Here is a 26415-nt window from a genome sequence, read left to right on the forward strand (position 1 = left end):
TGTTACGATGCGATCGAAGCGAGAACAAGCCATTTTAGACAATATAAAAGAATGGGAAGCGCAATTAGTTGAGCAAGAAGCGACCGATTTTCAAAAAGTGTTTGATAAATGGTTACATGCTACAGTTGCGAAATTACCTGAGAAAAAGCGAAAAGAATTCTTCACGAAAGCAGATGGATGGCTCTTTCATTTGCATGCATTTATTCAAAGTTCACAAGCACAGTTAGATGCACGTAATCGGATTTTAGGAACATCAAGGTTATTTGATGAATCGATTGAACAGCTTGAAGATTTGAAAGCATTATCTATTGATCAATTAACATACATAGCAGAGCAGCAAACAGCACGTCATCGTCTATATTCATTTGTACAAGGTGGGGCAACAGGTGCTGGAGGTTTATTATTATTAACGGCGGATTTTCCGGTTATGATCGCGTTAAATGTGAAGGCAGTCCAACTTATTGCAACATCATTTGGACATGATGTGAACAAGCCGTATGAAATGATGCTTGCGTTAAAGGTGTTTCATGCGTCATTACTACCAGGAAGACTTCAGCAATATGCATGGTACAATTTATTGCAAGAGCTGGAGCAAGAAGATTCGTTCTTTTACGAAGGAGACGAAGCAGTGCTACAAACAGCTTCTACTGAGGTTGTGTTAAAACAAATTTTGAAGACATTTTCGATTTATGCTCTTCGTCGTAAATTATTCCAAGGTATACCGGTAATTGGAATGGCAATTGGATCTACAGTGAATTATCGTTTAACAAGAAACGTTACTGAATTTGCAAATAGATTTTATCAAGTGCGCCATATAGTCGAGAAAGAAAAAAGAGCATAAAAAAAGCGAGAGGCCGAAGCCTTTCGCTTTTTTAATTCGTTGCATGTTTTTTGGACATTGGAACAGATACTGGCTGCTTTTCTGCTGTTTTTTCTGTTTTTGGATAATAAATTAAATCCAATGTTTTTGCCTGTACGGCAATCGAAAGAATAGTAAAAGCAATTTCTGTCCAATTTAAATAATATAATGAAAGCGCAAGAACAATCGCGTCAAAGACGAAGAAAATTTGCCCAATTGTAAAACGAGTTCGTTTACTTAATACAATTGTTAAAATATCGTCTCCACCGGTTGCACCGCCAAATCGTAATATAAAACCGAGTCCAATACCAGCTAACGCACCGCCAACTACTGCAGCTATAAATAAGTTATTTGATAAATCTACCGTAAATGGAGAATAATTTTCCATAAAGGAATAAAATACTCCGAATGAAATTGAACCTAGGAATGAATAACCAACCATTTTTCTACCTAAAAATGAAGCGCACAGTAAAATAATTGGGATATCCATTAATACAGTTGAAATAGATGGTGAAATATCATAAAAGTTTTGAATGAATAGTGCAATTCCTACAAATCCACCTTCTGTTAAGTGGTTTTGGAAGTGAATGTGATATAGCGCTGCTGCTAAAATAAATGAACCGATTAAAACCATAAAAATTTCTTTAATAATTTGCCGACTTTGGATGTTCCTCATCGTTATTCCTTCTTTCCGTAGTTAGTAGTCCTTTTTGTGTTGTAAACTAACTACGAGCTCACATGTAGCTTTCAGTTAGTTTACGAAAAAACTAACTACGCTATATGTCGCTGAAGAAATAACGAATAATCCTCTCGTCCATCAATTCTCCCTACCTTCGTTTTAGTTTAAGTCTTAAAACGACTAAACAAAACGTGGAGTAGGATTCGTCATTTAGCAATCCTGCTCTTCTTTGTTTTGTTTAGTTAGTAACAATTAAGTCCTAAACAAAACGCTATGTGTAAGAAGAGTCTTTTTTTTGCCAAATTATCCTTCGGGCAATCATAATTTCCCCACTCTCGTATTTTTTTCGCTAGACTAAAGTATCTGAGCTGAAAAATACGCTACGTGTATGATTCGTCAATACGATGCCACATGCTCCTTCGAGCGATCATGATATCAAAATCCCTTCCTTCAAGATTTATACTATTATATCATACTTTTAAAAAATGTATGCGGATGGAAACCGACAATAAACGGAGGGAATCTACAAAAAATGTTATGTTTAAATATTTTTGTAGAAAAGCCTAAGTTATTTCGGAGGATTGGACAGTTTATAACGGTTTGTCCAATAAGTAAGAAAAAAGGGTTTTATTCCGTTGTGTTCTTTTCATCACTTTTATCTTTAAAAAACGCATCCCAACTAATTACACTTAAAAAAGTTAAAGTGATAATAACGAAAGCACGCATAATTTTTAAACCTCCTTTTGTACATAGTATATGAATCATTCGATTCAGAATGTGTCATTTTTTTACAAGTCTTAACTATTATGAGAGTATATTAATATAGATAGATGAAGGGGAGAGTGAAGGTATGCTAAAAGACATGTTCAAAAGAAAAGAATTAATATGCATTTCATGTCAGAAAAAAATTCAATATGAAGAAGAGCTTGTTGCTTTTGTAAAGTTGCCGAAAGAAAGAAGTATATTAGTTGGTCCATTCGATGTATGTTTGGCGAAAACAGCACAAGAAATATATTGTAAATCATGTTATGACAAAAAAAGCATGACCCAAAGTTATTGAGGGGCATGCTTTTTTCATTGGTGTGCTTTCCCCTCAGATACATTTTGAGTGAGTCGATACCAAAGCCAAAGGTCATTAATGATGGAAGCAAGATCGGCAATTTCTGAATTTAGTTTACAAGAAACTTCGAAGTCTTCTTCGTTATTTAAATAATGTTGTTTTGTATTAATATAGTGCTCAAGTTCTTTTATACGATCAGGAATTTTCCCGCGAACTTGTTCCCATTTTAGTAAAATAGCATGTTGCATTTTTTCGGGGATTTCTTCCCAGTCTTCTTGTAAATGTGGAATTTCAATTCCTAGATGTTCATCGTATAAGAAATACTTTTCCATAAGTTCACCCCCGTTTTCCTGCTTATATTGTACATAAAAACAGAAAGAAGTTCGACGAAATTGTTTGAAAAAATTTGAAAATGACTCTTGATACATTTTGTGAAAGGTGGTAAAGTGTGAATTATTATAAAAGAAAATGAATATTTATTCTTTAGGGGGATGCAAAATGGAGAAGAAAAAAGTTGTATTAGCATATTCCGGAGGTCTTGATACTTCCGTTGCAATTAAATGGTTACAAGAGAAGAATTATGATATTATCGCGCTTTGTTTAGACTTAGGGGAAGGTAAAGACTTAGCATTTGTAAAAGAAAAGGCACTTTCAGTAGGTGCAATTAAATCATATATGATTGATGTTCAAGAAGAATTTGCAAACGAATATGCATTGATGGCGATGCAAGCACACACATTATACGAAGGGAAATACCCTCTTGTCTCTGCATTATCTCGTCCGCTTATTGCGAAGAAATTAGTAGAAATCGCAGAACAAGAAGGCGCAACTGCAGTTGCACACGGATGTACAGGGAAAGGAAATGATCAAGTTCGTTTTGAAGTTTCTATTCAAGCATTAAATCCTTACTTAGAAGTGATTGCACCTGTACGTGAATGGAAGTGGTCACGTGAAGAAGAAATTGCCTATGCAAAAGAAAACGATGTACCAATTCCGATTAATTTAGATAGCCCGTTTTCAATCGATCAAAACTTATGGGGACGCAGCAACGAATGTGGAATTTTAGAAGATCCATGGGCAGCGCCGCCAGAAGATGCATATGAGATGACATTGGCATTAGAAGATACACCGAATAAACCAGAGTTTGTAGAAATCGGATTTGAAGCAGGCGTACCGACTACTTTAAATGGCACTGCATATTCACTTGCAGAATTAATTAAAACGTTAAATGCGCTTGCTGGAAAACACGGCGTTGGACGTATTGATCACGTAGAAAATCGTCTTGTCGGTATTAAATCTCGTGAAGTATACGAATGCCCAGCAGCAATGACGTTAATCACTGCGCATAAAGAGTTGGAAGATTTAACACACGTAAAAGAAGTAGCACATTTTAAACCAGTGATTGAACAGAAAATAACAGAACTTATTTATAATGGTTTATGGTTCTCGCCTTTAAAACAAGCGCTTCATGCATTTTTACAAGAAACGCAAAAGAATGTAACAGGTACAGTGCGTGTGAAATTATTTAAAGGTCATGCGATTGTAGAAGGACGTAAATCTGAATACTCTTTATACGATGAAAAATTAGCAACATATACTGCTCAAGATGAATTTAATCATGATGCAGCAGTTGGATTCATTTCATTATTCGGTTTACCGACGAAAGTATACAGCCAAGTGAATCAAAAGAAGGTGGAAGCGTGAGCAAACTTTGGGGCGGACGTTTTACAGAAGAAGCGGAAGCATGGGTTGAAGAGTTCGGAGCATCCATCTCCTTCGATCAACAATTAGTAAATCAAGATATAAATGGGAGTATGGCACACGTAACGATGCTAGCAAAGCAAGGCATCGTTACGCAAGAAGAAGCAGAGAAAATAAAGATAGGTCTTCAATATTTATTGAAAGAAGCAAAAGAGAATAAGCTACAATTTTCAGTAGAAGCAGAAGATATTCATTTAAACATCGAAAAAATGTTAATTGAACAAATTGGCGAAGTAGGAGGAAAACTTCACACTGGCCGAAGTCGTAATGATCAAGTAGCGACAGATATGCATTTGTATTTAAAAGAAAAGGTAGAACATATTATAAAAGCTACAAAGCAATTGCAAACTGTTCTTGTTCATCAAGCAGAAAATAATATTGAAACCATTATGCCTGGCTATACGCATTTGCAACGTGCTCAGCCGATTTCATTTGCTCATCATATTCTCGCTTACTTTTGGATGTTAGAGCGTGATGTGAATCGTTATGAAGATTCGTTAAAACGTATTAACATTTCGCCATTAGGAGCAGGAGCGTTAGCTGGAACGACATTCCCCATTGACCGAGAGTATAGTGCGGAGCTTCTTGGATTTAATGGAATCTATGAAAATAGTTTAGATGCAGTAAGCGATCGTGATTTCATACTGGAGTTCCTAAGTAACTCCTCTATGCTTATGATGCACTTATCACGCTTTTGCGAAGAACTTATTTTATGGAGTAGCCAAGAGTTTCAATTTATTGAAATGAGCGATCAATATGCAACGGGAAGCAGCATTATGCCGCAAAAGAAAAACCCGGATATGGCGGAACTAATCCGTGGTAAAACAGGCAGAGTATACGGTAATTTATTCAGTTTACTCACAGTAATGAAAGGATTACCGCTCGCTTACAATAAAGACTTACAAGAAGATAAAGAAGGAATGTTTGATACAGTTAAAACAGTAGAAGGATGCCTTCATATTATGGCGGGCATGCTTGAAACGATGACTGTAAACAAAGAAAAAATGGGGCAAGCTGTGACGCAAGATTTCTCCAACGCAACAGAAATTGCTGACTATTTAGCGAACAAAGGACTACCATTCCGTCAAGCTCATGAAATTGTTGGAAAGTTAGTGCTATATTGCACACAAAAAGGAATTTATTTATTAGATGTCTCTCTTGAAACATATAAAGAAATGAGCTCCTTATTTGAAGAAGATTTGTATGAAGTGCTGTCACCATATGCAGCTGTAAAGCGTCGTAACAGTGCTGGCGGGACTGGGTTTGAACAAATCAAAAACGCTTTGGAGAAGGCGAAGGGGTTAACGAAAGAAGTTATTAAGAGTTGAGTTGGGAAGTACGCCAGTCTATTAAAGTCTGGCGTACTTTATTTTTTACTAGCATTTAAGTTACAATGTAGTAAAAAATAACAATTTAGGGGAAGTCTATGAAAAAAATAGTGTTGATCATTGTACTGTTAATTAGCTTAATTGCAAATGCTAAAGTGTTTCTTTTGGACAAATATATGTATGTTGGTGAAAAAGAAAAGCGAGAAGAAGCGGTTATCGCAACGATGTGGCATTTACAAGATAAAGGATATAAAGAAAGTGATATTTTATATATAAAACCGGCCTTTTATAGCAAAATGGATTCTTATGGTATGAATGTACAGTTTAAAGATGAACCAAATGAATCATATACATATAGAGTTTTAAAAGATGCGAAAACAAATAAACTAACTGTACACCAAGATAGCAATGAGTCTGGTGGTATGGGCGGGAAACATCAAGAGCTTAAATAAAGAAAGAAAACGACTGATGGCATTCGCCTGCAGTCGTTTTCTTTTAATCATACTTATGTCGATCTTCCGTAATTCGAATATACTCAATATCCATCAAATCACGAAGTAATGCACCATTACTTAGTTCAACGCCGTGCTTCTCTTTAAAATGAGTGCGAATCGTATCTAGCATTTCAATTTCTTTGCCGTTCACATCTAAAATAATGCGTTCAGAATCATCCATATAGCATCCTCCTTTTTTACACATATATATTTTGTCCGTCTATTTCTAAAAAATGTATGTTAACGTAATGTTAGGAAATAAGAAAGGGATGGAAAATGAGACGTATTTATTTTATAGGGCTAATTTTGTACACATTCATTGTATTACATGTTGCATTCCCAAATATCTTTTCATTTGAGGATTTAGAAACAGTACACGTTGCGATATTTATTTTTGCTCTATTTGTAGTAGATTGCTTTATTTCTATATGGCTTTCGAAAAGAAAAGATATACAAGGCAAAAAAGAAATGGAACGGAAAAAGAGAAAACGTTCCTTTTGGATGATGACATACTGTTTGTCTTTAGTGCTTACTGCTGCTTTTTTTAGTGAACATATTCCATTAGAAAGAGTAAATATTGGATTTGGAGCATTCGTATTCGCATACTATTTTTTTATGCACTTTCTTCCTTATATGAAAGAAAAGCGAGGAGAAGAGGAAAATCCGCTTGTAGAAGAAGCGAAAGAACAAGAGCATAAGAGAATAGAAGGGGATATAAAGAAACTTGGAGAACAAAAGTGGTATTTAAAATCAAAAATCATATACGTTCTTTGCTTTATTACGCCGCCAATTGGTTATTTGTATGTTTTCTTATTTCGTAAAAAAATGACAGAAGGTGCAAGGCGAACGTACTTAACGGTTGCGACGATTATGATGGCATTATGGTCTTTGAAGTTTCTTCCGCCTTATGTGTTGGCAATTACCGTTGTTGTCGTAGCATGTCTTTTGTTTATAGTGAAGTTTATAAAATGAAAAACACCAAGCCTATGTGGACTTGGTGTTTTATCTATAAATTAAAGCTCACCTTGCTCTTCATCACCACGAACAACAAGGACATCGCATTTCGCATAGCGAATAATATGTTCAGAGACGCTACCAATTAGGAAACGCTCAACAGCATTTAAACCAGTCGCACCACACATAATTAAATCTACTTTATGGTTTGGAGCGATTTCTTTTGAAATTTTTGATTTAGGATTACCGAATTCTAATACAGTTTCAATTTTTTCAAGACCAGCTTCAAGCGCAGTTTTTTTGTAGTCTTCTAATAGGTCTTCTGCAAATAGATTTGCACGTTCCGCAATTGCACGGCTATAAGCTTCTACTGCTGAGTATGCTTTTACATCAACGATATGAGCAATTGTTAATGTTGCATTGTTGCGCTTTGCGACTTGAATTGCTTTTTTAAAGGCTTTTTCTGCTTCTTTAGAACCATCCACCGCGATTAAAATATTTGTATATGTATTATTCATAGTAAATTCCTCCCAATCTGTTTTATAACTGTTTACAACTTAATTATAAAACAAATTTTGGTAACGTGCTTGCCAGAAACGTTACAGAATTTTGAAAACTCTGTTTCAATTCATTTTAGTTGTAATTGGAGCGAGAACTTGTTACATATGAAGTATAGCAATTTAAAAGGGGGCAGTTTTGTGAGACATGCGCTCATTACAGCCGGTACGAAAGGTTTAGGAAAGCAAGTAACAGAAAAGTTATTGGCTAAAGGCTATTCAGTAACAGTAACGTACCATAGCGATATCACGGCTATGGAAACGATGAAAGAAACATATAAAGATGTGGAAGAGCGTCTACAATTCGTGCAAGCGGATGTCACGAAAAAGAAAGATTTACATAAAATAGTAGAAGAAGCGATGAGCCGTTTTGGCAAAATTGACTTTTTAATTAATAATGCTGGTCCATATGTATTTGAACGAAAAAAGTTAGTTGATTATGAAGAAGATGAATGGAATGAAATGATTCAGGGAAATTTAACAGCGGTATTTCATTTATTAAAACTTGTCGTTCCGGTCATGAGAAAACAGAACTTTGGCCGTATTATTAATTACGGATTTCAAGGGGCGGATAGTGCACCGGGATGGATTTATCGTTCAGCTTTTGCCGCAGCGAAAGTAGGACTTGTTTCATTAACGAAAACAGTTGCTTATGAAGAAGCGGAGTATGGTATCACTGCGAACATGGTATGTCCTGGTGATATTATTGGCGATATGAAAGAGGCAACTATTCAAGAAGCACGTCAGCTGAAAGAGCATAACACACCGATTGGTAGATCTGGAACAGGTGAAGATATTGCAAGAACCATTTCGTTTTTATGTGAGGACGATTCCGATATGATTACCGGTACAATTATTGAAGTGACTGGTGCAGTGGATGTTATTCATAGACATCGATAGAATAAAATAAGATGAAGTTTCGAATAATTGGACAGTTTATCCATTGTGCTGAGAGGTGCGGATAATACTGTCCTTTAATATAAAATTAAATCTATCGGAAAACTCGTGTTATTTTTTTGTCAAATATTGAGATATTATGTTAAAATATAAGAGCGTAGAAAGCGCTTTAAAAAATGATTCAGGGGTCATTTCATAACTCAAGGGGGAACTAATCATGCGTATCGGTATTCCAACAGAAATTAAAAACAATGAAAACCGTGTGGCAATGACGCCAGCGGGAGCAGTACATTTAGTACAAAATGGTCACGAAGTTTTTGTTCAAAAAGGAGCAGGTTTAGGATCTGGCTTTACAGATGAAGAATACGTACAAGCTGGTGCGAAACTTGTAGAAACTGCTGAAGAAGCATGGAATCAAGATATGGTTATGAAGGTAAAAGAGCCAGTAGCAAGTGAATACGGCTATTTCCGTGAAGGCTTAATCTTATTCACATACTTACACTTAGCTCCAGAACCAGAATTAACGAAAGCATTAATCGATAACAAAGTTGCATCAATCGCATACGAAACAGTACAATTAGACAATCGTTCTTTACCATTACTTGCACCTATGAGTGAAGTGGCTGGTCGTATGTCTGCACAAATCGGTGCACAATTCCTTGAGAAAAACAAAGGCGGTAAAGGTATTTTACTTGCAGGCGTTCCAGGGGTAAAACGCGGCAAAGTAACAATCATTGGCGGTGGTCAAGCTGGTACAAACGCAGCTAAGATTGCAGTAGGTTTAGGTGCAGATGTAACAATCATTGACTTAAGTGCAGAACGTCTTCGTCAATTAGATGATATTTTCGGTAACCAAGTAAAAACATTAATGTCTAATCCATACAACATTGCAGAAGCTGTTAAAGAATCTGACCTTGTTATTGGAGCAGTATTAATTCCGGGTGCAAAAGCGCCAAAACTTGTAACTGAAGAAATGATTCAATCAATGGAACCAGGTTCTGTCGTTGTAGATATCGCGATTGACCAAGGTGGTATTTTCGAAACAACTGATCGTATTACAACTCATGACAACCCAACTTACGAAAAACATGGCGTTGTTCATTATGCAGTTGCTAATATGCCAGGTGCAGTTCCACGTACGTCAACTCTTGCGTTAACAAACGTAACAGTACCATATGCAGTACAAATTGCTAACAAGGGCTACAAAGAAGCTTGCTTAGGCAACACTGCATTATTAAAAGGTATTAACACATTAGATGGTTATGTAACATTCGAAGCAGTTGCGGAAGCTCACGGCTTACAATACGCTGATGCAAAAGAGCTTCTTGAAAAAGCTCCTGCTTTATCATAATAGAAATACATTTGAGACCTTCCTTTTCGTGAGGAGGGTCTTTTTTATATGGAGAAATAACATGTGAATAATTGTTATTTATTGGTGTAAATCGATTTTTATTATGATAATTTAGAATTATATAATAAAAAGAGGGGATTCGATGGGGAGCAAAAAGAGGAAGAAAAAACAGGCAAAGAGACAAAGGTATATAAAGAACAAAAAGGAACAGAACATACCTTTTTCACAAAAAGTAGTCATTACGATAGAGAAAACATTTCGGTATATTTGTATGGCTCTGTATGTAATTTTGTGTATGTATTCATTTGGAGTGTTTTACAGTTTTGGGATAACTCCCAATATTATTGAGAGCATTCTAGAATTTATACTTGTTGTAATAGAATTAGCCTTATTCGTTATACTCTTTGCTACAGTATGGCCTAGTCATGAAAGTAAAAAAGATAGAAAAAGAAGGAAAAAATCTTCATACGCTTCAAGCTCATCAAGTGGATTCGGTGACTACAGTAGCAATGACTGTAGTAGCTCAAGTGATGGTGGAGGAGATTGCGGAGGTGGTGGAGATTAAGTTAGTTTTTTAGAAGAACGACTAATGAAAGGATGGGACGAAAGATGGAGACTGTGAACTTAATAGAATTAACAAAGGATATTAAAGATCAACATAAAAACTTCGTCGTTTCAAATATAAACAGTCATTGCTTACGAATCGCTGTATTTACTGGTGAATATGATTGGCACTATCATTCTAATTCGGATGAATTATTTATTGTGTTAGAGGGAGAATTACTTATTGATTTTGAAGATGGAGAAACAGCGGTTTTAAAGCCAAATGATTCAATCTTAATTCCAGCATGTAAGATTCATAGAACGAGAGCATTAAAGAGAACTGTAAATCTTTGTTTTGAACATATAGAGGCGGATACGATTAAAGTGGAGCAATTATGAAAAAATTATCCGTAGCCGAGTATAGAAAAATCCTTCCGATTTTAGAAAGTCATACAAAAACGACGACGTTTGCTTATGCGGTATGTGATCAAGTGATAGATGGTGAGGTTTTTGCAAACGAGAAATTAACAGCAGGATTAATTATTACAGCTAACGGTATCTATTATTTATTTGGTGATACTGATGATCAAAATTATAACGAAGAGTTATTTTCATATTTAAAAACAGCTATTGAGAAAACAGAGAAGAGATTTACACTCTTTACTTCAAGTGAAGAGTGGGAAATGATGTTAGAAGAGCGTTTTAGTAATACACTTCGGAACATCCCGCGAATGAAATTTCAAAGAGTAACCTTTGAGGAGAGAAAACGAGATTTTAACAAAAATACATATGAAGTGAAGCGTATTGATAGAAGAGATATAGAGCGAAGCAGTGAATTTAAAGAGGAGTACTACAAAGAATATTGGGGATCAAAAGAAACGTTTTTGAATAGTGGTTTTGGATTTTGTATAGAACAAGATGGGATAATTGTAGCTGAATGTGTCTCGATATTTAGCGGGAATGGTTATGCTGAAATAGATATTGCAACACATGAAGCGCATCAAAGGAAAGGATTAGCTCAAGCTGTTGCAACACGGTTCATTGAACATTGCATGCAAAATGATATTATACCGAGCTGGGATTGTTATGTAGACAATATTCCTTCGCGAAAATTAGCTAGTAAATTAAGTTTTTATCATCCAATAGAATACAGTTTGTTTGTACGTAAGAAAACGGGGGAAGAAAAATGAATGTAGAATTAACGAGATTTAAAGTTAAGCCTGGTAAGAGTCATCGAGTAAATGAATGGATGCAGCTTCTGAATGACAATATGAAAGAAGTACTTTTGACATTAAACGACGAAAAGATGTACGTTGAGACAATTTTCCGGGAAATAAGAGATGGAGAAGAGTACTTATATTGGTATTCTGTGCAAGGAGAAGGTGGGGATCTTGTCGAAAATTCTCATTATGAAATTGATAAAAAGCACTTGGAATTTTGGTATGAGTGTATTGATGAAGAAGCACCCTCTGTTGATATGAAAACAGAAGTCGTTATGATTCAAGATGTTGTGAAGGACGCGATGAAATAATAGAATAGTATTTCAGAGAAGCGCATCAAAATGGATGTGCTTTTTATTATGAAACAATTTATAAAAGCTGCATTTGGATGTCTTTAAGTGAAAATAAAGAGGGATACTGAGAATATTTTAGGATAAACTATAAAGTGAAACTTTAATCAGTGTGGGGTTCATCCCCCATCTAACTTCTTGCTTCCGCTGAATTTTGATGTGAGGTCTTACTGCCCGTTAATGCGGGATAAAGAAATAAAAAACACCAAACCAAAAGACCTACCAATATACGGTGTAGTCGTAACAGGCAAAACAGAGGATTTACAAAGTTTACAAGGAGCACCATATATTAAGGCTGCTGTAAGAGGTGTAACAGTTGAGAAATATTGATTACAAGCAATTAATGTGAATAATCAGAAAATTTATGTTATAATATGGGAAAAGGAGGTTTATATGAGGCAAATACATGGAGCAATTTATATTTACATAACAATGTTTTTCGTGGCGGTATCCTATGGATTGGGGCACGTGTATTCGCATCCTATACTAACTTTTTTAAGCGGAGCATGTATGGCGTTTGCGCTTCTTGTCCACCTTTTCTCAGTTTGGATCGTGAAATTTCAATTAAATATTAGTGAAATAGAAGAAGGCACTTTTTGAGTGGCCTTCTTTTTTTAATAATATTTTGGAAGTTCTTGTAGCAATTTTTCAATTTCGCATTCTGTTTCTTCGCATATAGAAAGCTTGCGCAGTCTGAAAAATAAGCTGCGTAAGAAAGATTTTATATTTCCGTATAGAAACTCGTATGATTCAATATGTAATGTTTGTTTTTGAACGGGTAATTGAGCTACTAAATCACGAAGGGCTAATATGAGTGCTTCTTCCTTTAAGCCATTTTGTAGCATTGCGACAATCGGATAAACGATACGTTCATCTTCTTCATATTTGTAATAGATGGAATGAACACAAAATTTGTTTAATAAAGTTTGTAATATTTCTTCGTAATATAAAGTTTCCAGTTTAGGACTATTCACAAGCGCCTCAAATGTATCAGAAGCATGAGCGATACTATGTGCCCAGCCGTGTTTTTGCACATATCCCCGGAAATCATGTTCGTTGTTCATATATAGAATTAGTTGATCTTTTACATTTGAAATATCAGTCTGTGATAAGAAATTATGATTTGTATCAGCATCAATAATGAGGGCAATTAATAATGTTGTAAATGCTCGGGTAAATACCGCATCTTCATCATCTGAATGAATCTTATACAATAAATATTTTTCACCGATGCTTTCTAATAATAGTTTCTGTAATTGTGTGTGTGAAAGATATTCCTTCTTGATGAGATGAAAAAAAGTAGAGTAGATGAGTTTGTCCCTTAAATAGCTATCAGTATCGCCAATTTGCTCAAGCATATTGGAACTTAAAGAATCAATGTTAAGTGTGTTATCCAGTATGTAATTATTATTACGAATTTCTTCTAACTGTTGTTGTAACATATAAACCCCCTATTTTAGAAAATTCTGTATTTTAATAGTATAATAGAAGGAAGAAATAGACAATAAATAAGTGCATTTGAATGGAGGGGCATGATGAAGAGAGCGTTATTCTTTTTCATTAGTATTTTCTTTTTAGGAAGCTGCTCGATTTGGTATTTTACTTTTTCTAGCGAGAGCAAAAGTTGGACTGGACAATATAAAGGGCATATTAAGGATGACAGTGAAGATGGAATGTTTACGTTTCAATATAAGGGCGGGGATGGAAAGACAGAATTTAAAAACTTAGAGATTGCTATTAATGGAGCCTTTAGTACAATGACACAAACGTCAGAAGTTCATAGAGGAGCAAAGGTTGAAATGAAGTCTTCTTGTGTAAGTTGCGCGCCTATCTCTAAAGATGAACCTATAGAAGTTGTGATTAAATGGGATGATAAGTATGAGGAGAAGATGGTGTTAAATTTGAAATAGCCTAGAGTAAGGAGTTAAAAATGAATAGGCATATGAAAATTGTTATGTTTTTAAGTGTATTTCTAGTCGTATTATCAGCGTGTGATACAAAACAAGTAGAGCAAGTAACGGTAAAAGAAGTACCTAAAGAAGGGTATATCATATTAAGAAATGACACGATGTTTTTTGCCGATGATAAAACGGTTGAAACAAAAGTAGAGTTGCAACATTATATAGAACAACAAATGAATAAAGAGCATCCAGCACATATAGTCTTGAGCTTTAAGGACAAAGACGCATATAAACAGTTAAAAACAGGGGATAAAATAAAAGTATGGTTTTCTCAAATACTTGAAAGTTATCCAGCAAAAATGATTGTAGAGAAATTTGAAATAGTAGGGAAATAGAAAAAGGCAGCACTCCCGCTGCCTTTTTCTATTATTTTACAAATTGTAACTCTTTCGGGAATTTCGTTAAAATTTCTGATCCGTCTTTTGTGATGTAAATATCATCTTCAATACGAACGCCACCTACGTTTGGTACGTAAATACCAGGTTCGATTGTGAAGACCATACCTTCTTTTAATGGAGACTCGTTACCAGCTTTTACATCTGGATATTCGTGTACGCTAATTCCAAGTCCGTGACCAAGTCGGTGTGGGAAGAAGTCTCCGTAACCTGCATCTGCGATAACAGAACGAGCAGCGTTGTCGATTGCGCCAAGTGTAACACCTGGTTTACATGCTTCAACTGCTTGTAGTTGTCCAGCAAGTACAGTGTTGTAAATACGAGTTTGTTCTTCAGAAATCTCGCCGAATGCCACTGTACGTGTAATATCAGAGCAATAACCGTCAATGATTACGCCTAAATCAAATAGTACGAAATCACCGCGTTTCATTTTGTTTGCGCCAGGAATACCGTGTGGAAGAGCTGAGTTCGCACCTGCTAATACCATCGTATCAAATGACATTTTATGTATGCCTTTTGTTTTTAATTCGTGTTCAATAATTGCTAATACTTCTAGTTCACTACGATCTTCTTTAATTGCATTTACACCAACTTCAACAGCATAGTCCGCCATTTTAGCTGCTTCGCGTAAAATAGAAAGTTCTTTTTCATCTTTAATTAAACGAAGTTCGCGAACTTTCTCCTCAGCTGATTTGAAAGCTGCATTTGGGAATAATTTCGTTAATTCTTCGTAGCGCTCTACGTTTAAATGTTCTTTTTCAATTGCAACTGCATTTGCATTGATGCCGCGGTCTTTAATTGCTTTTGCAATCATATCCCATGGTCTGTCAGTATCAGTAAATCCGATAATTTCATGTGCCCAGCCAGCGTTACGTGCTTGACCTTCTTCCATTTTAGGGCAAATTAAAATAGGTTCTTTTTCTTGGAATACAAACATACCAAGTAATCTTTCGTGTGGTTCACAGTGGAAGTTTGTCATGTAGAAGACGTTTGGTGTAGAAGTTAAGAACGCAGCTTCTACGTTTTTTTCTTTTAGCCATTGCATTAAATTTTCTAATCTAGCATTCATCGATTGGCACCCCCGAGATATTTAATTACAAATATAACTTTAACTCGGAAGAAAGCGTTATGACAAGTAAATAGATGTTAGAAAAGACAGGGAATTGAAAAATCATGTAGAATACAAAGTGAGAATGTGAACAGGGGAGGAATGTAATAATGAAAGTATCTTATCATGGACATTCAGTTGTGAAAATTGAGGCGAATGGAAAAGTTATTTTAATTGACCCGTTTTTAACAGGTAATCCGAAAACAGATTTAAAAACTGAAGATGTAAAAGTGGATGCAATTCTTTTATCGCATGGACACGGTGATCATGTTGGAGATACAGTAGAACTTGCGAAGAAAAATAATGCAGTTGTTGTAGCGCCATTTGAACTAGCAACATTTTTAAGTTGGCAAGGTGTAAATACACACCCGATGCATATTGGTGGTTCACATGAATTTGACTTCGGAAAAGTGAAGTTTACACAAGCATTCCACGGCTCTAGTTATATTGATGAAGAAAATAAGACGATTACATATACAGGTATGCCAGCAGGTATTTTATTTACAGCAGAAGAGAAAACTGTATACCACGCAGGAGATACTGCACTATTCTCTGATATGAAGTTAATTGGGGAATTAAATAAAGTTGATCTAGCATTTTTACCAATTGGTGATAATTTCACAATGGGGCCAGAAGATGCTGTACTAGCGGCAAAATGGATTAATGCGAAAACTGTTGTACCGATGCATTACAATACGTTCCCAGTTATTGAACAAGATCCATATCAATTTGTAGAAAAGCTACAAAATTGTACAGGGAAAGTATTAGAAGTTGGAGAAAGTATTACACTATAGAAAAGAAACCCTTCATTTGAAAAGAAAAGTGAAGGGTTTTTTACGTGTGTAGGACAGCTTTTAATGCTTGTATTTGTTTTGGTGATTCTTCTCTTTTGGTACGTGGTTGTTCAGGTGTTTCATTCAATTCCATTGCAACTTTTTTCCCATCTACGAAAGCTAAAAATACAGCACCTACAACCTCTAAAAGTTTTTTCATCATGTGTTCGCTCCTTTGTTTTATTTCTTGTCTTAATTGTATAGGCAATTAAGTGGGCGAACTATCGAATGAGATGACAATAGCATTACATTGTTGTAATAGAATGACTGGTGGAATGTAAGCGTCATTTTGTTATAAAAAAAATAGTACAGGTATGCAAAGAGAGAGTGTAACAGTTTTGAAAATATAGTATACTAAAAGTACAACACATGAAGAATTTAGGGAAAAGAAAGTATGGTGAAACCATTTGGCTACCAAGCATAACCAAATTTTAGAACATATTAATAGCCTGCCAGTAGGCCATAAAATTTCTGTAAGACAAATTGCGAAAGATTTGAGTGTAAGTGAAGGGACCGCTTACCGTGCAATTAAAGATGCAGAAAATAAAGGATATGTTAGTACAATTGAACGTGTCGGAACAATTCGAATTGAACAAAAGAAGAAAGAGAATATCGAAAAACTGACATATGCAGAAGTCGTTAACATTGTCGACGGTCAAGTACTTGGAGGCAGAGAAGGACTACATAAAACATTAAATAAATTCGTAATCGGAGCTATGAAATTAGAAGCGATGATGCGCTATACAGAAGCTGGGAATTTACTCATTATTGGTAACCGTACCAATGCACATGAATTAGCGCTAGAAACTGGAGCCGCTGTATTAATTACGGGCGGATTTGATACGGAAGATCATGTGAAGAAATTAGCAGACGAATTAAAGCTGCCGATCATTTCAAGTAGCTACGATACATTTACGGTCGCAACGTTAATTAATCGTGCAATTTATGACCAACTTATTAAGAAAGAAATTGTACTCGTTGAAGATATTTTAACGCCAATTGAAGAAACGTTATATTTAAAGCCGAGTGATACAGTACAGCAATGGCATGCATATAACGAAGAGACAATGCACGGAAGATATCCAATTGTCGATGAAAGTAACAAAGTACTAGGAATCGTAACTTCAAAAGATATGATCGGAGTAGCGAAAGAAACACCAATTGATAAAGTAATGACAAAACACCCAATTACAGTGAACGGTAAAATGTCTGTCGCAGCTGCGGCACGTATGATGGTGTGGGAAGGAATTGAATTACTTCCTGTCGTTGAGGAAGGAAACAAACTGCAAGGTATTATTAGCCGTCAAGATGTACTTCAGGCACTGCAAATGATTCAACGTCAGCCACAAGTTGGAGAAACCATTGATGATATTGTAACGAATCAATTTATGACACCAAAAGAAGCGAAGAATGAGCATCTATATCAATTTTCGGTGACGCCGCAAATGACGAACTCAATCGGGACGTTATCGTACGGTGTATTTGCAACAATTGTGACAGAAGCGACAAATCGCGTCATTCGTGCGCAAAAGAAAAGTGATTTAATTGTTGAAAACTTAACGATTTATTTCGTAAAGCCGGTTCAAATTGATAATGTTGTATCTGTTCATCCGAAAGTATTAGAAATTGGACGTAAATTTGGTAAGGTCGATGTAGAGGTGCATCATGAAGGTAATGTTGTTGGAAAAGCATTACTTATGGTTCAGTTAATCGATAAATAAAAAGATGGAACAAATCGTTTTGATTTGTTCCATCTTTTTTTGTTGTTTTAAATTTGAAAGGCATGATTTTAGATGGGAGTTTTAGTGAAATATGTATGGGATGGAGTGGAAAAGTAATGTGAGAAAAGACGGAATAATAATTCAATTCAGTTGTATATTGTGTCATGATTATATTGTAATAAAATGGAATCGCGAGAGGTGGTATGCATTATGTCGTCAGCCGTACTCTTTTTTGGTAGTATCGCACTATTTTACTTTCTTGTAATGATACCGATTCAATATTTATATTTACAAGGTTTACATGAAAAAAAGGAAAAGACAGGATTATCTCAGCGAGAGCTATATGAAAAAATGTCTTTTGGAGAAGAACAATTACATTTTCACGTACAAGGGAACCCATTTAATATACCATCTGCGTTTGTTGCGTATATGATTTTGAAAGTTAAGGGACGTAAAAAAGCATCACAATATTGATGCTTTTTTACGTTGCTTCATAGACTTCAGCTTCTTTAACTGCTAATGGCAAGAAATGTTTGTATTGGCGAAACCCGTTAAATACACTTGCACTACCAAATAGAACGAATAAAACACCAACGATAATACGAGCGGTTGAAAGTTCTAAAAAGAATTGGTTTATCCCGAAAAATAAAACGAATGAACCGAGTGCCATTGCGGATTTTCCTGAGAGCCAACCTTTCTCCATTGGGCGGTTTGTACGAAAGTATTTTGTTTTGTAAAAGAGGTACAACATAAATGAGACGATAATACAGAAGACTAATACTGGCATAATGAACACTCCCATCGCTTTGTGAAAAATAATAGAAAAGAAAAAGAAATATCTAAACTTTCTAACTTTTATTATAAAGCAATTGTTCGCATGTATGAAATACTTTCCGTTATAATGGAGGATAAAGTGAAGAAGTTGATTAAAAAGGAGATTATACATATGCATGAGCAAATTTTAGGAGCAATTAAAGAGTTTGATACAATTATTATTCATCGCCACGTGCGTCCGGATCCAGATGCGTTAGGTTCACAGGGTGGTCTTGGTACAATTCTACAAGAATCGTTTCCAGAGAAAAATATTTATACGGTTGGGTATAATGAGCCGTCACTAGCATACTTACGAGTAATGGATGATATTGAAGATAGTGTATACGAAAATGCGCTTGTTATTGTTTGTGATACTGCGAATCAAGAACGTGTTGACGATCAACGCTATACAAAAGGGAAGATGTTAATTAAAATTGATCATCATCCAAATGAAGATCCGTATGGAGATATTACGTGGGTAGATACGACAGCGAGTTCTACAAGTGAAATGATTTATGAGTTTTATAACTATGGAAAAGATAAAGGATTAAAAATAACAAAAGAAGCAGCCCGCCTTATTTTAGCAGGAATTGTTGGAGATACAGGTCGTTTCTTATTCCCGAATACGACAGCAAAAACACTTCGTTACGTAAGTGAGCTTGTTGACATGGGTGTGAAATTCACAGATTTATACAATGAGATGTATAAGACAAAAGAAAAAATTGCTCGTTTAAACGGTTATATTTTACAAAACTTTACGATGGTAGAAGAAGGAGCAGCTTACATTAAATTAACGAAAGAAGTATTAGAAGAGTTTGATGTACTTCCTTCTGAAGCATCTGGTGTTGTTGGAGCGCTTGGCAATATTGATGGATTAAAGGCGTGGGTTCTATTTTTAGAGGAAGACGACGTAATTCGTGTTCGTCTTCGTTCAAAAGGACCAGTTATAAACAAATTAGCAATGCAATATAACGGCGGGGGGCATCCGATGGCTTCTGGTGCGAAGGCATCTTCTTGGGAAGAAGCGGATCGTCTTTTTGCTGATTTACGTGAGATTTGTAAATAAGAGACTATATGTTAGAACGAAAAGAAGGAGCGGCGCTAAAGCCCTCCTTCTTTATTTTTCTTTCTCTATAGTAATGCTAATTTCAAGCACTGTATCAAAAGATATTGTATCGACTTTAAAACGGTATAGCCGATCGTAATGTTTGTACGTTTTATTTTCGATTACCTTTTTAAGTAGGTCTTTATTTTTTGCGATACTTTGAATGTTTTTCGTTAAAAGATGTTGGAGGTCATTATGGATAGATGTAGTCATATTTTCGAGTGTGAGATTGTCTAAATCGTATTTTTCTCGATTGATAAGTTTTATTTTAATCTCTTGAATGGTTAAGAGCCGTTTATTTTCAGTGTTCAATTTTTCTTGATCTTCGAGAAGGACGTGGAGCTTTGCTTCTTGTTTTTCTATAATTTCTCTTTGTTCTGCTATTTTACTAGCTTGTTCTTCTTGAAAAACACCGTATATGTACAAAAAAATAAACCAGCTCAACACGCCTCCAACAGCAGCCCCAGCTAATACTAAGTACCATCTTTTTGCTGTATTGGCACTTGGTACTCTCATACATGTTCCTGCGTTAGCCATTTAATAATAATGAGACCTGTTTGCATACCACCAGTTGCGAAAAAAATAAGGAGAATTTGCTTTACGATATCTTTCATATCTCCGCCAAAGAAACTTCTTTCAAAGCTATAAAAGGTATCGAATGTTCCGCCGATTGCTGCAACGAGTGCCCAAATTCTTAAATTTTGGGCGAATTGATTAATGTAAGTTAGAGCTGGTTTTCCGATAAGAAACGCACCAAATCCACCAATTAATGAACCGCCAAGTATAACCCCAAAGGCAATAAAATAACTAATAATAAGCAGAGAGAAAAAAGTATGTTCTCTTACATCCATCGTCATTCCCCTTTCTTCTTCATATATATGGACAAAGTATAAGAAGTATGTTTTGATTTCCGCTTTCCTCATCACCTATAATAAAAGTAGTCAAATAGGTAAAGAGAGGGTACAACAGTGAAGTTTGTGCATTTACAATGTCAAACCGTTTTTAGTTTATTAAAAAGTGCTTGTAAAATTGATGAGCTTGTAGTCAGGGCGAAAGAACTCGGTTTTTCATCGCTGGCTATTACGGATGAAAATGTTATGTATGGCGTTATTCCGTTTTATAAAGCATGTAAGAAACATGGTATACAGCCCGTTATTGGATTAACCGCTTCTATTTTTAGTGAAGAAGAAGAAAGGTCTTATCCGCTTGTATTACTTGCTGAGAATGAAATAGGCTACCAAAATTTATTAAAGATTTCTAGCAGTATTATGACAAAGTCCAAAGAAGGTATTCCTAAGAAGTGGCTTGCGCATTATGCGAAAGGATTAATTGCAATTTCACCAGGTAAAGATGGCGAAATTGAGCAATTATTACTAGAAGACAATGAGAGTCAGGCTGAAGAAGTAGCTCGCACGTATCAAAATATGTTTGGCCATTTTTATATGAGTTTGCAGCATCATGCGATTCAAGATGAGTTGCTTTTACAAGAGAAACTACCTGAATTTATTAGTAGGGTTAATATTCCAGTCGTTGCAACAAACGATGTGCGCTATATCAATCAAAGTGACGCGCTTGTTCACGAATGTTTACTATCTGTTGAAAGTGGAACGAAAATGACTGATCTAGATAGGCCGAGGCTGAAAACAGATCAGTATTATTTAAAGTCATCGGATGAAATGGAAGCACTATTTTCCCATGCGCCGGAAGCAATCCAAAATACAATAAAAATTGCAGAGCGTTGCCAAGTAGAAATACCGTTCCATGTAAATCAACTTCCGAAGTTTCCTGTTCCGTCTAATGAAACGAGTGATATATACTTGCGTCGTGTTTGTGAAGAAGGTTTGCGGAAACGATATGGTGAACCGAAAGAAGTGCATATAAAGCGTTTGGATCATGAATTAAATGTTATTTCTCGTATGGGATTTAGTGATTATTTCCTCATCGTATGGGATTTTATGAAGTATGCACATGAAAATCATATTCTAACAGGACCAGGTCGTGGATCGGCAGCTGGTTCACTCGTTTCATACGTATTAGAAATTACAGATATTGATCCAATTGAATACGATCTATTATTTGAAAGGTTTTTAAATCCTGAACGTGTGACGCTTCCCGATATTGATATTGATTTTCCAGACGTAAGACGTGATGAGATGATTCGCTATGTGAAAGATAAATACGGTCAGCTCCGTGTTGCGCAAATTGTAACGTTTGGTACGCTTGCAGCAAAAGCGGCAATTAGAGACATTGCCCGCGTAATGGGGCTTCCGCCGCGAGATATTGATATATTTTCAAAACTTATTCCATCAAAGCTTGGTATAACGTTAAAAGATGCATATGAAGAATCACAATCACTTCGTGAGTTTATACAAGGGAATCTTCTGCATGAGCGTGTATTTGAAATCGCAAAACGTGTAGAAGGTTTACCACGTCATACGTCTATTCATGCGGCTGGTGTTATTATGAGTCAAGAACCGCTAACAGGAAGTGTAGCAATTCAAGAAGGACATAACGATGTTTATGTTACGCAATATCCAGCCGATGCGCTAGAAGAACTTGGTTTGCTTAAGATGGACTTTTTAGGATTACGTAATTTAACGTTACTTGAAAATATTATAAAATTTATCGCGAACAAAACAGGGAAAGAAATCGATATAAGAAACTTACCTCTTCAAGATGAAAAGACGTTCCAATTATTAGGGAGAGGGGATACAACAGGTGTATTCCAGCTTGAGTCGGGTGGTATGCGAAATGTACTTCGCGGGTTAAAACCGAATGAGTTTGAAGATATCGTAGCTGTTAACTCGTTATACAGACCAGGACCGATGGAACAGATACCGACTTTTATTGAATCGAAACATGGAAAAAGAAAAATTGAATATTTACATCCGGATTTAAAGCCAATTTTAGAAAGAACATACGGCGTCATTGTATACCAAGAACAAATTATGCAAATTGCATCGAAGTTAGCTGGTTTTTCGCTCGGAGAAGCAGATTTACTGCGCCGTGCGGTGAGTAAAAAAAATCGTGATATTTTAGATCAGGAACGTAAGCATTTCGTCCAAGGATGTTTGCGAAATGGTTATGATGAGACATCCGCAGAGAAAATTTATGATTTAATTGTAAGATTTGCGAATTACGGTTTTAACCGAAGTCACGCTGTAGCTTACAGTATGATCGGATATCAGCTTGCCTATTTGAAAGCGAATTATACGCTGGAATTTATGACGGCATTATTATCAAGCGCAATTGGAAATGAAGATAAGATTGTACAGTATATACGAGAAACGAAGCGGAAAGGTTTTCACGTTTTGCCACCGTCTCTTCAGAGGAGTGGCTACAACTTCCAAATAGAAGGGAATGCGATACGTTACAGTTTACTTTCGATCCGAAATATTGGAATGGCTACAGTGACGGCATTATTAGAAGAACGAGAGGAAAAAATGTTTGAAGATTTATTTGAATTTTGTCTTCGTATGCCGTCAAAGTTCGTAACGGAGCGTAATTTAGAAGCTTTCGTCTGGTCGGGATGTTTTGACGATTTTGGTGTTTCGAGAACGAATTTATGGAAAAGTATTAAAGGGGCGTTAGAGTACGCGAATCTCGCACGTGATTTAGGAGATGCTGTTCCAAAATCAAAATATGTACAAGGAGAAGAGTTATCTTTTATTGAACAGCTAAATAAAGAGAAGGAAGCGCTTGGCTTTTATTTATCAAGTTATCCGACAGCGCAATATGTGAAGTTAGCAAAAGAATTAGAAATTCCATCTCTCGCTCAGGCGATGCGACACAAGAAAAAAGTACAAAGAGCTATTGTGTATATAACAAGTGTGAGAGTGATTCGTACGAAAAAGTTTCAAAAGATGGCATTTATTACATTCTGTGATCAAAATGATGAAATGGAAGCGGTCCTCTTCCCGGAAACGTATATACATTTCTCGGATAAGTTGCAAGAAGGAGCAATTGTTTTAGTTGACGGTACGATTGAGCTAAGAAATCATAAGCTGCAATGGATTGTAAATGGACTATATCCGCTAGAGGAAATGGATGTTTATGAAGAAAAGAAAGACGCATCTGTTTACGTGAAATTGCCGTCTCAGTATGAGAAAAAGCTTTTAAATCAGGTTACGAAAATATTGTTCGACTATTCAGGTTTTGCGAAAGTACTAATTTATTATGAAAAGGAACATAAAATGGTACAATTATCTCGGAGTTTATCGATTCATCCAAGTGAAGAATGTTTAGGAGCACTTCGTGAAATTGTCGGGGAAGAAAATGTAGTTGTGAAAATATAATGGACAATTTCCCTACACTTCGATTATTATAGTAGTAGTGTTCGTGGTCAGACCACTTGGAGAAATTGATATCAGCAAGAATAATTTGAGGAGAGTGGATAGTTTGTCAACACTTCGTGAAGAAGCACTTCACATGCATAAAGTGCATCAAGGAAAATTAGAAACTGTATCAAAAGTAAAAGTAGAAAATGCAAAAGATTTAAGTCTTGCATATTCTCCAGGGGTTGCAGAACCTTGTAAAGAAATTTATGACGATAAAAGTAAGGTATATGAATATACGATGAAGGGAAATATGGTAGCAGTTGTGACAGATGGAACAGCTGTACTTGGTCTTGGTAACATTGGACCTGAAGCATCTCTTCCAGTAATGGAAGGTAAAGCTGTATTATTCAAGAGCTTTGCTGGTGTAGATGCATTCCCAATTGCCTTAAATACAAACGATGTAGATAAAATTGTTGAAACTGTAAAATTAATGGAGCCAACTTTTGGCGGCGTTAACTTAGAAGATATCGCAGCACCAAACTGCTTCATTATTGAAGAGCGTTTGAAAAAAGAAACAAATATTCCTATCTTCCATGATGATCAACACGGAACAGCTATTGTAACAGTAGCAGGTCTTGTAAATGCACTGAAATTAGTTGGAAAGAAAATGTCTGACATTAAAGTTGTCGCAAATGGCGCAGGTGCAGCAGGTATTGCAATTATTAAACTTTTATATCGCTATGGTGTACGCGACATTATTATGTGTGACCGTAAAGGCGCAATCTATGATGGTCGTCCTACAGGTATGAATCCGGTGAAGGATGAAGTTGCAAAATATACAAATAAGAATCGTATAGAAGGTTCTTTAGCTGATGTTGTACAAGGTGCGGACGTATTCATTGGTGTATCTGCAGAAGGTGCATTAACAGAAGAGATGGTTCGTACAATGAATGACGATGCGATTATTTTTGCAATGGCGAATCCAGTTCCAGAAATTATGCCAGAATTGGCAAAAGCAGCGGGCGCAGCTGTTGTTGGAACAGGTCGTTCTGACTTCCCGAACCAAGTAAATAATGTACTGGCGTTCCCTGGTATTTTCCGCGGTGCACTTGACGTACATGCGACACAAATTAACGAAGAAATGAAGATGGCAGCTGTACAGGCTATTGCTGAGCTTGTAGCAGAAGATGAGTTAAATGCAGACTATATCATTCCGGCACCATTTGACGCGCGTGTAGCGCCTCAAGTAGCGGCTTACGTTGCAAAAGCAGCAATGGAGACAGGAGTAGCTCGCCGTCAAGTAGATCCAAATGAGATCGCTGAAAAAACAAAACAATTAGCGCTGATTGGTAAAGAATAAGCGAGGAATTTCCATTGACATCATCAAATACAAAAGTATATCTCGAAATTGTAAAAAAAATCCGTTCCATTATGGAAGAGGATGGTTTGGTGGCGGGGGATCGTTTGCCGTCTGAGCGTGAGTTAAGTTCACGCTTAAACGTAGGACGTTCCTCTGTAAGAGAAGCATTGCGTGCTTTAGAACTGGTAGGATTGATTGAAACGAGACGTGGTGAAGGGACGTTTATTCGAAACTTTTATGATAACGGTCTTGTACAATTAATTGCCCCGTTCTTATTGCAAGATGAGAAAACAATTCGTGATTTATTACAAACGAAACGATTACTTGAGAAAGATATGATTCGAATTGTATGTAATTTACCGAAAGAAACGTTTTCTAAAGTACTAAGTAGATTACACCAAGTACTTGAAGGAAATGAAAGCTCAGTCCCAACGCTTCATCAAACGTTCTTTAAAACACTTATTGAACAAGTCGATAATTATTTACTATATCGCATTTGGATGATCGTAAATGATTACGTAGCAACTCTTTCTTGTAAAGTTTCAAGAGATTCTATCGATATGTATAGAAAGCTTTATGCTACTTTGGAAGAAAAACAAGAAAATGATGCACTAAAAATTTACGATGAATTAGTAGAGAATATACAGTTTCACTCGTAATGTATAAAATTTGTCGAAATGACCATGACACGTTATGACAAACATTCTACCGCTTAGCGGTTAAAGTTAAACGTAAAGAGTGAGGTTATTAGACAGATTGAGAAGATAAGGCTAACATCAAACTTTGGTG

The 26415-nt window shown here is 36.0% G+C and carries 32 protein-coding genes and 1 pseudogene; 23 read left to right on the forward strand and 10 right to left on the reverse strand.

From position 1 onward, the window contains the following. Positions 1–7: 7 nt before the first annotated feature. Complete coding sequence (locus ACTFRM_RS14460; protein ID WP_001256850.1) at positions 8–841, forward strand: EcsC family protein; 834 nt, start codon at positions 8–10, stop codon at positions 839–841. Between the two features lie 31 nt (positions 842–872). Here ACTFRM_RS14460 and ACTFRM_RS14465 read toward each other — a convergent pair whose 3' ends face one another. Then, the gene (locus ACTFRM_RS14465) at positions 873–1535 is read right to left on the reverse strand and encodes a YitT family protein (protein ID WP_001244515.1); all 663 of its coding nucleotides are present in this window, start codon (positions 1533–1535) and stop codon (positions 873–875) included. Positions 1536–2388: 853 nt separating this feature from the next. On the opposite strand from ACTFRM_RS14465, the gene ACTFRM_RS14470 reads away from it, so the two are divergent. Then, complete coding sequence (locus ACTFRM_RS14470) at positions 2389–2598, forward strand: hypothetical protein (protein WP_000910274.1); 210 nt, start codon at positions 2389–2391, stop codon at positions 2596–2598. 14 nt (positions 2599–2612) lie between these two features. Here the strand turns inward: ACTFRM_RS14470 and ACTFRM_RS14475 are convergent, their stop codons facing one another. Beyond that, positions 2613–2930 carry a hypothetical protein gene (locus ACTFRM_RS14475; RefSeq protein ID WP_000417218.1) on the reverse strand — a complete coding sequence of 106 codons (318 nt, stop codon included), beginning with the start codon at positions 2928–2930 and terminating at the stop codon, positions 2613–2615. 166 nt (positions 2931–3096) lie between these two features. Between ACTFRM_RS14475 and ACTFRM_RS14480 the strand changes: the two genes are divergently transcribed. From ACTFRM_RS14480 to ACTFRM_RS14490, 3 genes are all read left to right on the forward strand, one after another. Next, positions 3097–4302: an argininosuccinate synthase gene (locus ACTFRM_RS14480; protein ID WP_000412315.1), complete on the forward strand. Its 1206-nt coding sequence runs from the start codon at positions 3097–3099 to the stop codon at positions 4300–4302. Further along, a complete protein-coding gene (gene argH / locus ACTFRM_RS14485; RefSeq protein ID WP_000041295.1) occupies positions 4299–5687 on the forward strand; it encodes an argininosuccinate lyase in 1389 nt (462 codons plus the stop codon). Before ACTFRM_RS14480 ends, argH begins: the two co-directional genes overlap by 4 nt. A 98-nt stretch (positions 5688–5785) precedes the next feature. Next, entirely contained in the window at positions 5786–6139 is a 354-nt protein-coding gene (locus ACTFRM_RS14490; RefSeq protein ID WP_000725032.1) for a DUF3139 domain-containing protein, read from the forward strand. Between the two features lie 43 nt (positions 6140–6182). Here ACTFRM_RS14490 and ACTFRM_RS14495 read toward each other — a convergent pair whose 3' ends face one another. Then, positions 6183–6362, reverse strand: a complete 180-nt coding sequence (locus tag ACTFRM_RS14495; protein ID WP_000342760.1) for a hypothetical protein — start codon at positions 6360–6362, stop codon at positions 6183–6185. Positions 6363–6457: 95 nt separating this feature from the next. Here ACTFRM_RS14495 and ACTFRM_RS14500 point away from each other — a divergent pair, with 95 nt between their 5' ends. Then, positions 6458–7153: a hypothetical protein gene (locus ACTFRM_RS14500; RefSeq protein ID WP_001252877.1), complete on the forward strand. Its 696-nt coding sequence runs from the start codon at positions 6458–6460 to the stop codon at positions 7151–7153. 41 nt (positions 7154–7194) lie between these two features. Here the strand turns inward: ACTFRM_RS14500 and ACTFRM_RS14505 are convergent, their stop codons facing one another. Continuing rightward, positions 7195–7653, reverse strand: a complete 459-nt coding sequence (locus tag ACTFRM_RS14505; protein WP_001066673.1) for a universal stress protein — start codon at positions 7651–7653, stop codon at positions 7195–7197. 147 nt (positions 7654–7800) lie between these two features. Between ACTFRM_RS14505 and ACTFRM_RS14510 the strand changes: the two genes are divergently transcribed. The 8 genes and pseudogenes from ACTFRM_RS14510 to ACTFRM_RS14545 all read left to right on the forward strand — a co-directional run bounded on the left by ACTFRM_RS14510 (position 7801) and on the right by ACTFRM_RS14545 (position 12653). After that, on the forward strand, positions 7801–8592 hold the full coding sequence (locus ACTFRM_RS14510) for an SDR family oxidoreductase (protein WP_166572308.1): 792 nt from the start codon (positions 7801–7803) through the stop codon (positions 8590–8592). 214 nt (positions 8593–8806) lie between these two features. Beyond that, a complete protein-coding gene (ald, locus tag ACTFRM_RS14515; RefSeq protein WP_001219403.1) occupies positions 8807–9940 on the forward strand; it encodes an alanine dehydrogenase in 1134 nt (377 codons plus the stop codon). A 142-nt stretch (positions 9941–10082) separates the two neighbouring features. Further along, complete coding sequence (locus ACTFRM_RS14520; RefSeq protein ID WP_440043429.1) at positions 10083–10505, forward strand: hypothetical protein; 423 nt, start codon at positions 10083–10085, stop codon at positions 10503–10505. Positions 10506–10549: 44 nt separating this feature from the next. Beyond that, positions 10550–10882, forward strand: a complete 333-nt coding sequence (locus ACTFRM_RS14525) for a cupin domain-containing protein (protein ID WP_000450925.1) — start codon at positions 10550–10552, stop codon at positions 10880–10882. Further along, entirely contained in the window at positions 10879–11673 is a 795-nt protein-coding gene (locus ACTFRM_RS14530) for a GNAT family N-acetyltransferase (RefSeq protein ID WP_440043431.1), read from the forward strand. Before ACTFRM_RS14525 ends, ACTFRM_RS14530 begins: the two co-directional genes overlap by 4 nt. Then, on the forward strand, positions 11670–12014 hold the full coding sequence (locus ACTFRM_RS14535; RefSeq protein ID WP_440043432.1) for a DUF6176 family protein: 345 nt from the start codon (positions 11670–11672) through the stop codon (positions 12012–12014). The genes ACTFRM_RS14530 and ACTFRM_RS14535 overlap by 4 nt, the downstream gene beginning before the upstream one ends. Positions 12015–12242: 228 nt before the next feature. Next, positions 12243–12383: pseudogene (locus ACTFRM_RS14540) on the forward strand (anti sigma factor C-terminal domain-containing protein); the annotation flags it as partial. Positions 12384–12446: 63 nt separating this feature from the next. After that, the gene (locus ACTFRM_RS14545) at positions 12447–12653 is read left to right on the forward strand and encodes a hypothetical protein (protein WP_001248908.1); all 207 of its coding nucleotides are present in this window, start codon (positions 12447–12449) and stop codon (positions 12651–12653) included. 14 nt (positions 12654–12667) lie between these two features. Here ACTFRM_RS14545 and ACTFRM_RS14550 read toward each other — a convergent pair whose 3' ends face one another. Further along, positions 12668–13495 (reverse strand): DUF2785 domain-containing protein, encoded by an 828-nt coding sequence (locus ACTFRM_RS14550; protein ID WP_440043433.1) that lies wholly within the window; start codon positions 13493–13495, stop codon positions 12668–12670. 93 nt (positions 13496–13588) lie between these two features. On the opposite strand from ACTFRM_RS14550, the gene ACTFRM_RS14555 reads away from it, so the two are divergent. Together ACTFRM_RS14555 and ACTFRM_RS14560 are read left to right on the forward strand one after the other, a co-directional pair. After that, a complete protein-coding gene (locus ACTFRM_RS14555) occupies positions 13589–13963 on the forward strand; it encodes a hypothetical protein (RefSeq protein ID WP_000816717.1) in 375 nt (124 codons plus the stop codon). A gap of 20 nt (positions 13964–13983) precedes the next feature. Then, positions 13984–14349, forward strand: a complete 366-nt coding sequence (locus ACTFRM_RS14560; RefSeq protein WP_001079377.1) for a DUF3221 domain-containing protein — start codon at positions 13984–13986, stop codon at positions 14347–14349. 31 nt (positions 14350–14380) lie between these two features. On the opposite strand, the gene pepQ is transcribed toward ACTFRM_RS14560, so the two are convergent. Further along, positions 14381–15478 carry a Xaa-Pro dipeptidase gene (gene pepQ, locus ACTFRM_RS14565; RefSeq protein WP_000994026.1) on the reverse strand — a complete coding sequence of 366 codons (1098 nt, stop codon included), beginning with the start codon at positions 15476–15478 and terminating at the stop codon, positions 14381–14383. Between the two features lie 149 nt (positions 15479–15627). Between pepQ and ACTFRM_RS14570 the strand changes: the two genes are divergently transcribed. Then, positions 15628–16311, forward strand: a complete 684-nt coding sequence (locus ACTFRM_RS14570; RefSeq protein ID WP_000868928.1) for a metal-dependent hydrolase — start codon at positions 15628–15630, stop codon at positions 16309–16311. 40 nt (positions 16312–16351) lie between these two features. On the opposite strand, the gene ACTFRM_RS14575 is transcribed toward ACTFRM_RS14570, so the two are convergent. Then, entirely contained in the window at positions 16352–16513 is a 162-nt protein-coding gene (locus ACTFRM_RS14575; RefSeq protein WP_000976303.1) for a hypothetical protein, read from the reverse strand. Positions 16514–16757: 244 nt separating this feature from the next. Here ACTFRM_RS14575 and ACTFRM_RS14580 point away from each other — a divergent pair, with 244 nt between their 5' ends. Further along, entirely contained in the window at positions 16758–18071 is a 1314-nt protein-coding gene (locus tag ACTFRM_RS14580; protein ID WP_000201572.1) for a CBS domain-containing protein, read from the forward strand. Between the two features lie 210 nt (positions 18072–18281). Next, positions 18282–18545, forward strand: a complete 264-nt coding sequence (locus ACTFRM_RS14585; RefSeq protein ID WP_000093045.1) for a DUF3949 domain-containing protein — start codon at positions 18282–18284, stop codon at positions 18543–18545. Between the two features lie 7 nt (positions 18546–18552). Here ACTFRM_RS14585 and ACTFRM_RS14590 read toward each other — a convergent pair whose 3' ends face one another. Beyond that, positions 18553–18858: a YtpI family protein gene (locus ACTFRM_RS14590; RefSeq protein WP_001144776.1), complete on the reverse strand. Its 306-nt coding sequence runs from the start codon at positions 18856–18858 to the stop codon at positions 18553–18555. A gap of 159 nt (positions 18859–19017) precedes the next feature. Here ACTFRM_RS14590 and ACTFRM_RS14595 point away from each other — a divergent pair, with 159 nt between their 5' ends. Beyond that, positions 19018–19950 (forward strand): DHH family phosphoesterase, encoded by a 933-nt coding sequence (locus tag ACTFRM_RS14595; RefSeq protein WP_000545136.1) that lies wholly within the window; start codon positions 19018–19020, stop codon positions 19948–19950. 51 nt (positions 19951–20001) lie between these two features. Here ACTFRM_RS14595 and ytrI read toward each other — a convergent pair whose 3' ends face one another. Together ytrI and ACTFRM_RS14605 are read right to left on the reverse strand one after the other, a co-directional pair. After that, positions 20002–20505, reverse strand: a complete 504-nt coding sequence (ytrI, locus tag ACTFRM_RS14600) for a sporulation membrane protein YtrI (protein WP_001265736.1) — start codon at positions 20503–20505, stop codon at positions 20002–20004. Beyond that, positions 20502–20915, reverse strand: coding sequence for a YtrH family sporulation protein (locus tag ACTFRM_RS14605; RefSeq protein WP_002005839.1), 414 nt, complete (start codon positions 20913–20915; stop codon positions 20502–20504). The genes ytrI and ACTFRM_RS14605 overlap by 4 nt, the downstream gene beginning before the upstream one ends. A 42-nt stretch (positions 20916–20957) precedes the next feature. Here ACTFRM_RS14605 and dnaE point away from each other — a divergent pair, with 42 nt between their 5' ends. From dnaE to ACTFRM_RS14620, 3 genes are all read left to right on the forward strand, one after another. Continuing rightward, entirely contained in the window at positions 20958–24284 is a 3327-nt protein-coding gene (gene dnaE, locus ACTFRM_RS14610) for a DNA polymerase III subunit alpha (RefSeq protein ID WP_440043434.1), read from the forward strand. A gap of 133 nt (positions 24285–24417) precedes the next feature. Continuing rightward, entirely contained in the window at positions 24418–25626 is a 1209-nt protein-coding gene (locus ACTFRM_RS14615) for an NAD(P)-dependent malic enzyme (protein ID WP_161508111.1), read from the forward strand. A 14-nt stretch (positions 25627–25640) separates the two neighbouring features. Then, on the forward strand, positions 25641–26285 hold the full coding sequence (locus ACTFRM_RS14620) for a FadR/GntR family transcriptional regulator (protein ID WP_000204448.1): 645 nt from the start codon (positions 25641–25643) through the stop codon (positions 26283–26285). Positions 26286–26415: the final 130 nt, after the last annotated feature.

Origin of the sequence: Bacillus cereus group sp. MYBK227-1 (assembly GCF_051916325.1) — a bacterium.
Taxonomy (GTDB): Bacteria; Bacillota; Bacilli; order Bacillales; family Bacillaceae_G; genus Bacillus_A; species Bacillus_A cereus.

Coding starts and splice junctions, on each gene's coding strand:
- ACTFRM_RS14460 (WP_001256850.1), top strand. CDS start 8: ATGCGATCGAAGCGAGAACAAGCCATTTTAGACAATATAAAAGAATGG.
- ACTFRM_RS14465 (WP_001244515.1), bottom strand. CDS start 1,535: ATGAGGAACATCCAAAGTCGGCAAATTATTAAAGAAATTTTTATGGTT.
- ACTFRM_RS14470 (WP_000910274.1), top strand. CDS start 2,389: ATGCTAAAAGACATGTTCAAAAGAAAAGAATTAATATGCATTTCATGT.
- ACTFRM_RS14475 (WP_000417218.1), bottom strand. CDS start 2,930: ATGGAAAAGTATTTCTTATACGATGAACATCTAGGAATTGAAATTCCA.
- ACTFRM_RS14480 (WP_000412315.1), top strand. CDS start 3,097: ATGGAGAAGAAAAAAGTTGTATTAGCATATTCCGGAGGTCTTGATACT.
- ACTFRM_RS14490 (WP_000725032.1), top strand. CDS start 5,786: ATGAAAAAAATAGTGTTGATCATTGTACTGTTAATTAGCTTAATTGCA.
- ACTFRM_RS14495 (WP_000342760.1), bottom strand. CDS start 6,362: ATGGATGATTCTGAACGCATTATTTTAGATGTGAACGGCAAAGAAATT.
- ACTFRM_RS14500 (WP_001252877.1), top strand. CDS start 6,458: ATGAGACGTATTTATTTTATAGGGCTAATTTTGTACACATTCATTGTA.
- ACTFRM_RS14505 (WP_001066673.1), bottom strand. CDS start 7,653: ATGAATAATACATATACAAATATTTTAATCGCGGTGGATGGTTCTAAA.
- ACTFRM_RS14510 (WP_166572308.1), top strand. CDS start 7,801: ATGAAGTATAGCAATTTAAAAGGGGGCAGTTTTGTGAGACATGCGCTC.
- ald (WP_001219403.1), top strand. CDS start 8,807: ATGCGTATCGGTATTCCAACAGAAATTAAAAACAATGAAAACCGTGTG.
- ACTFRM_RS14520 (WP_440043429.1), top strand. CDS start 10,083: ATGGGGAGCAAAAAGAGGAAGAAAAAACAGGCAAAGAGACAAAGGTAT.
- ACTFRM_RS14525 (WP_000450925.1), top strand. CDS start 10,550: ATGGAGACTGTGAACTTAATAGAATTAACAAAGGATATTAAAGATCAA.
- ACTFRM_RS14530 (WP_440043431.1), top strand. CDS start 10,879: ATGAAAAAATTATCCGTAGCCGAGTATAGAAAAATCCTTCCGATTTTA.
- ACTFRM_RS14535 (WP_440043432.1), top strand. CDS start 11,670: ATGAATGTAGAATTAACGAGATTTAAAGTTAAGCCTGGTAAGAGTCAT.
- ACTFRM_RS14545 (WP_001248908.1), top strand. CDS start 12,447: ATGAGGCAAATACATGGAGCAATTTATATTTACATAACAATGTTTTTC.
- ACTFRM_RS14550 (WP_440043433.1), bottom strand. CDS start 13,495: ATGTTACAACAACAGTTAGAAGAAATTCGTAATAATAATTACATACTG.
- ACTFRM_RS14555 (WP_000816717.1), top strand. CDS start 13,589: ATGAAGAGAGCGTTATTCTTTTTCATTAGTATTTTCTTTTTAGGAAGC.
- ACTFRM_RS14560 (WP_001079377.1), top strand. CDS start 13,984: ATGAATAGGCATATGAAAATTGTTATGTTTTTAAGTGTATTTCTAGTC.
- pepQ (WP_000994026.1), bottom strand. CDS start 15,478: ATGAATGCTAGATTAGAAAATTTAATGCAATGGCTAAAAGAAAAAAAC.
- ACTFRM_RS14570 (WP_000868928.1), top strand. CDS start 15,628: ATGAAAGTATCTTATCATGGACATTCAGTTGTGAAAATTGAGGCGAAT.
- ACTFRM_RS14575 (WP_000976303.1), bottom strand. CDS start 16,513: ATGATGAAAAAACTTTTAGAGGTTGTAGGTGCTGTATTTTTAGCTTTC.
- ACTFRM_RS14585 (WP_000093045.1), top strand. CDS start 18,282: ATGTCGTCAGCCGTACTCTTTTTTGGTAGTATCGCACTATTTTACTTT.
- ACTFRM_RS14590 (WP_001144776.1), bottom strand. CDS start 18,858: ATGCCAGTATTAGTCTTCTGTATTATCGTCTCATTTATGTTGTACCTC.
- ACTFRM_RS14595 (WP_000545136.1), top strand. CDS start 19,018: ATGCATGAGCAAATTTTAGGAGCAATTAAAGAGTTTGATACAATTATT.
- ytrI (WP_001265736.1), bottom strand. CDS start 20,505: ATGAGAGTACCAAGTGCCAATACAGCAAAAAGATGGTACTTAGTATTA.
- ACTFRM_RS14615 (WP_161508111.1), top strand. CDS start 24,418: ATGCATAAAGTGCATCAAGGAAAATTAGAAACTGTATCAAAAGTAAAA.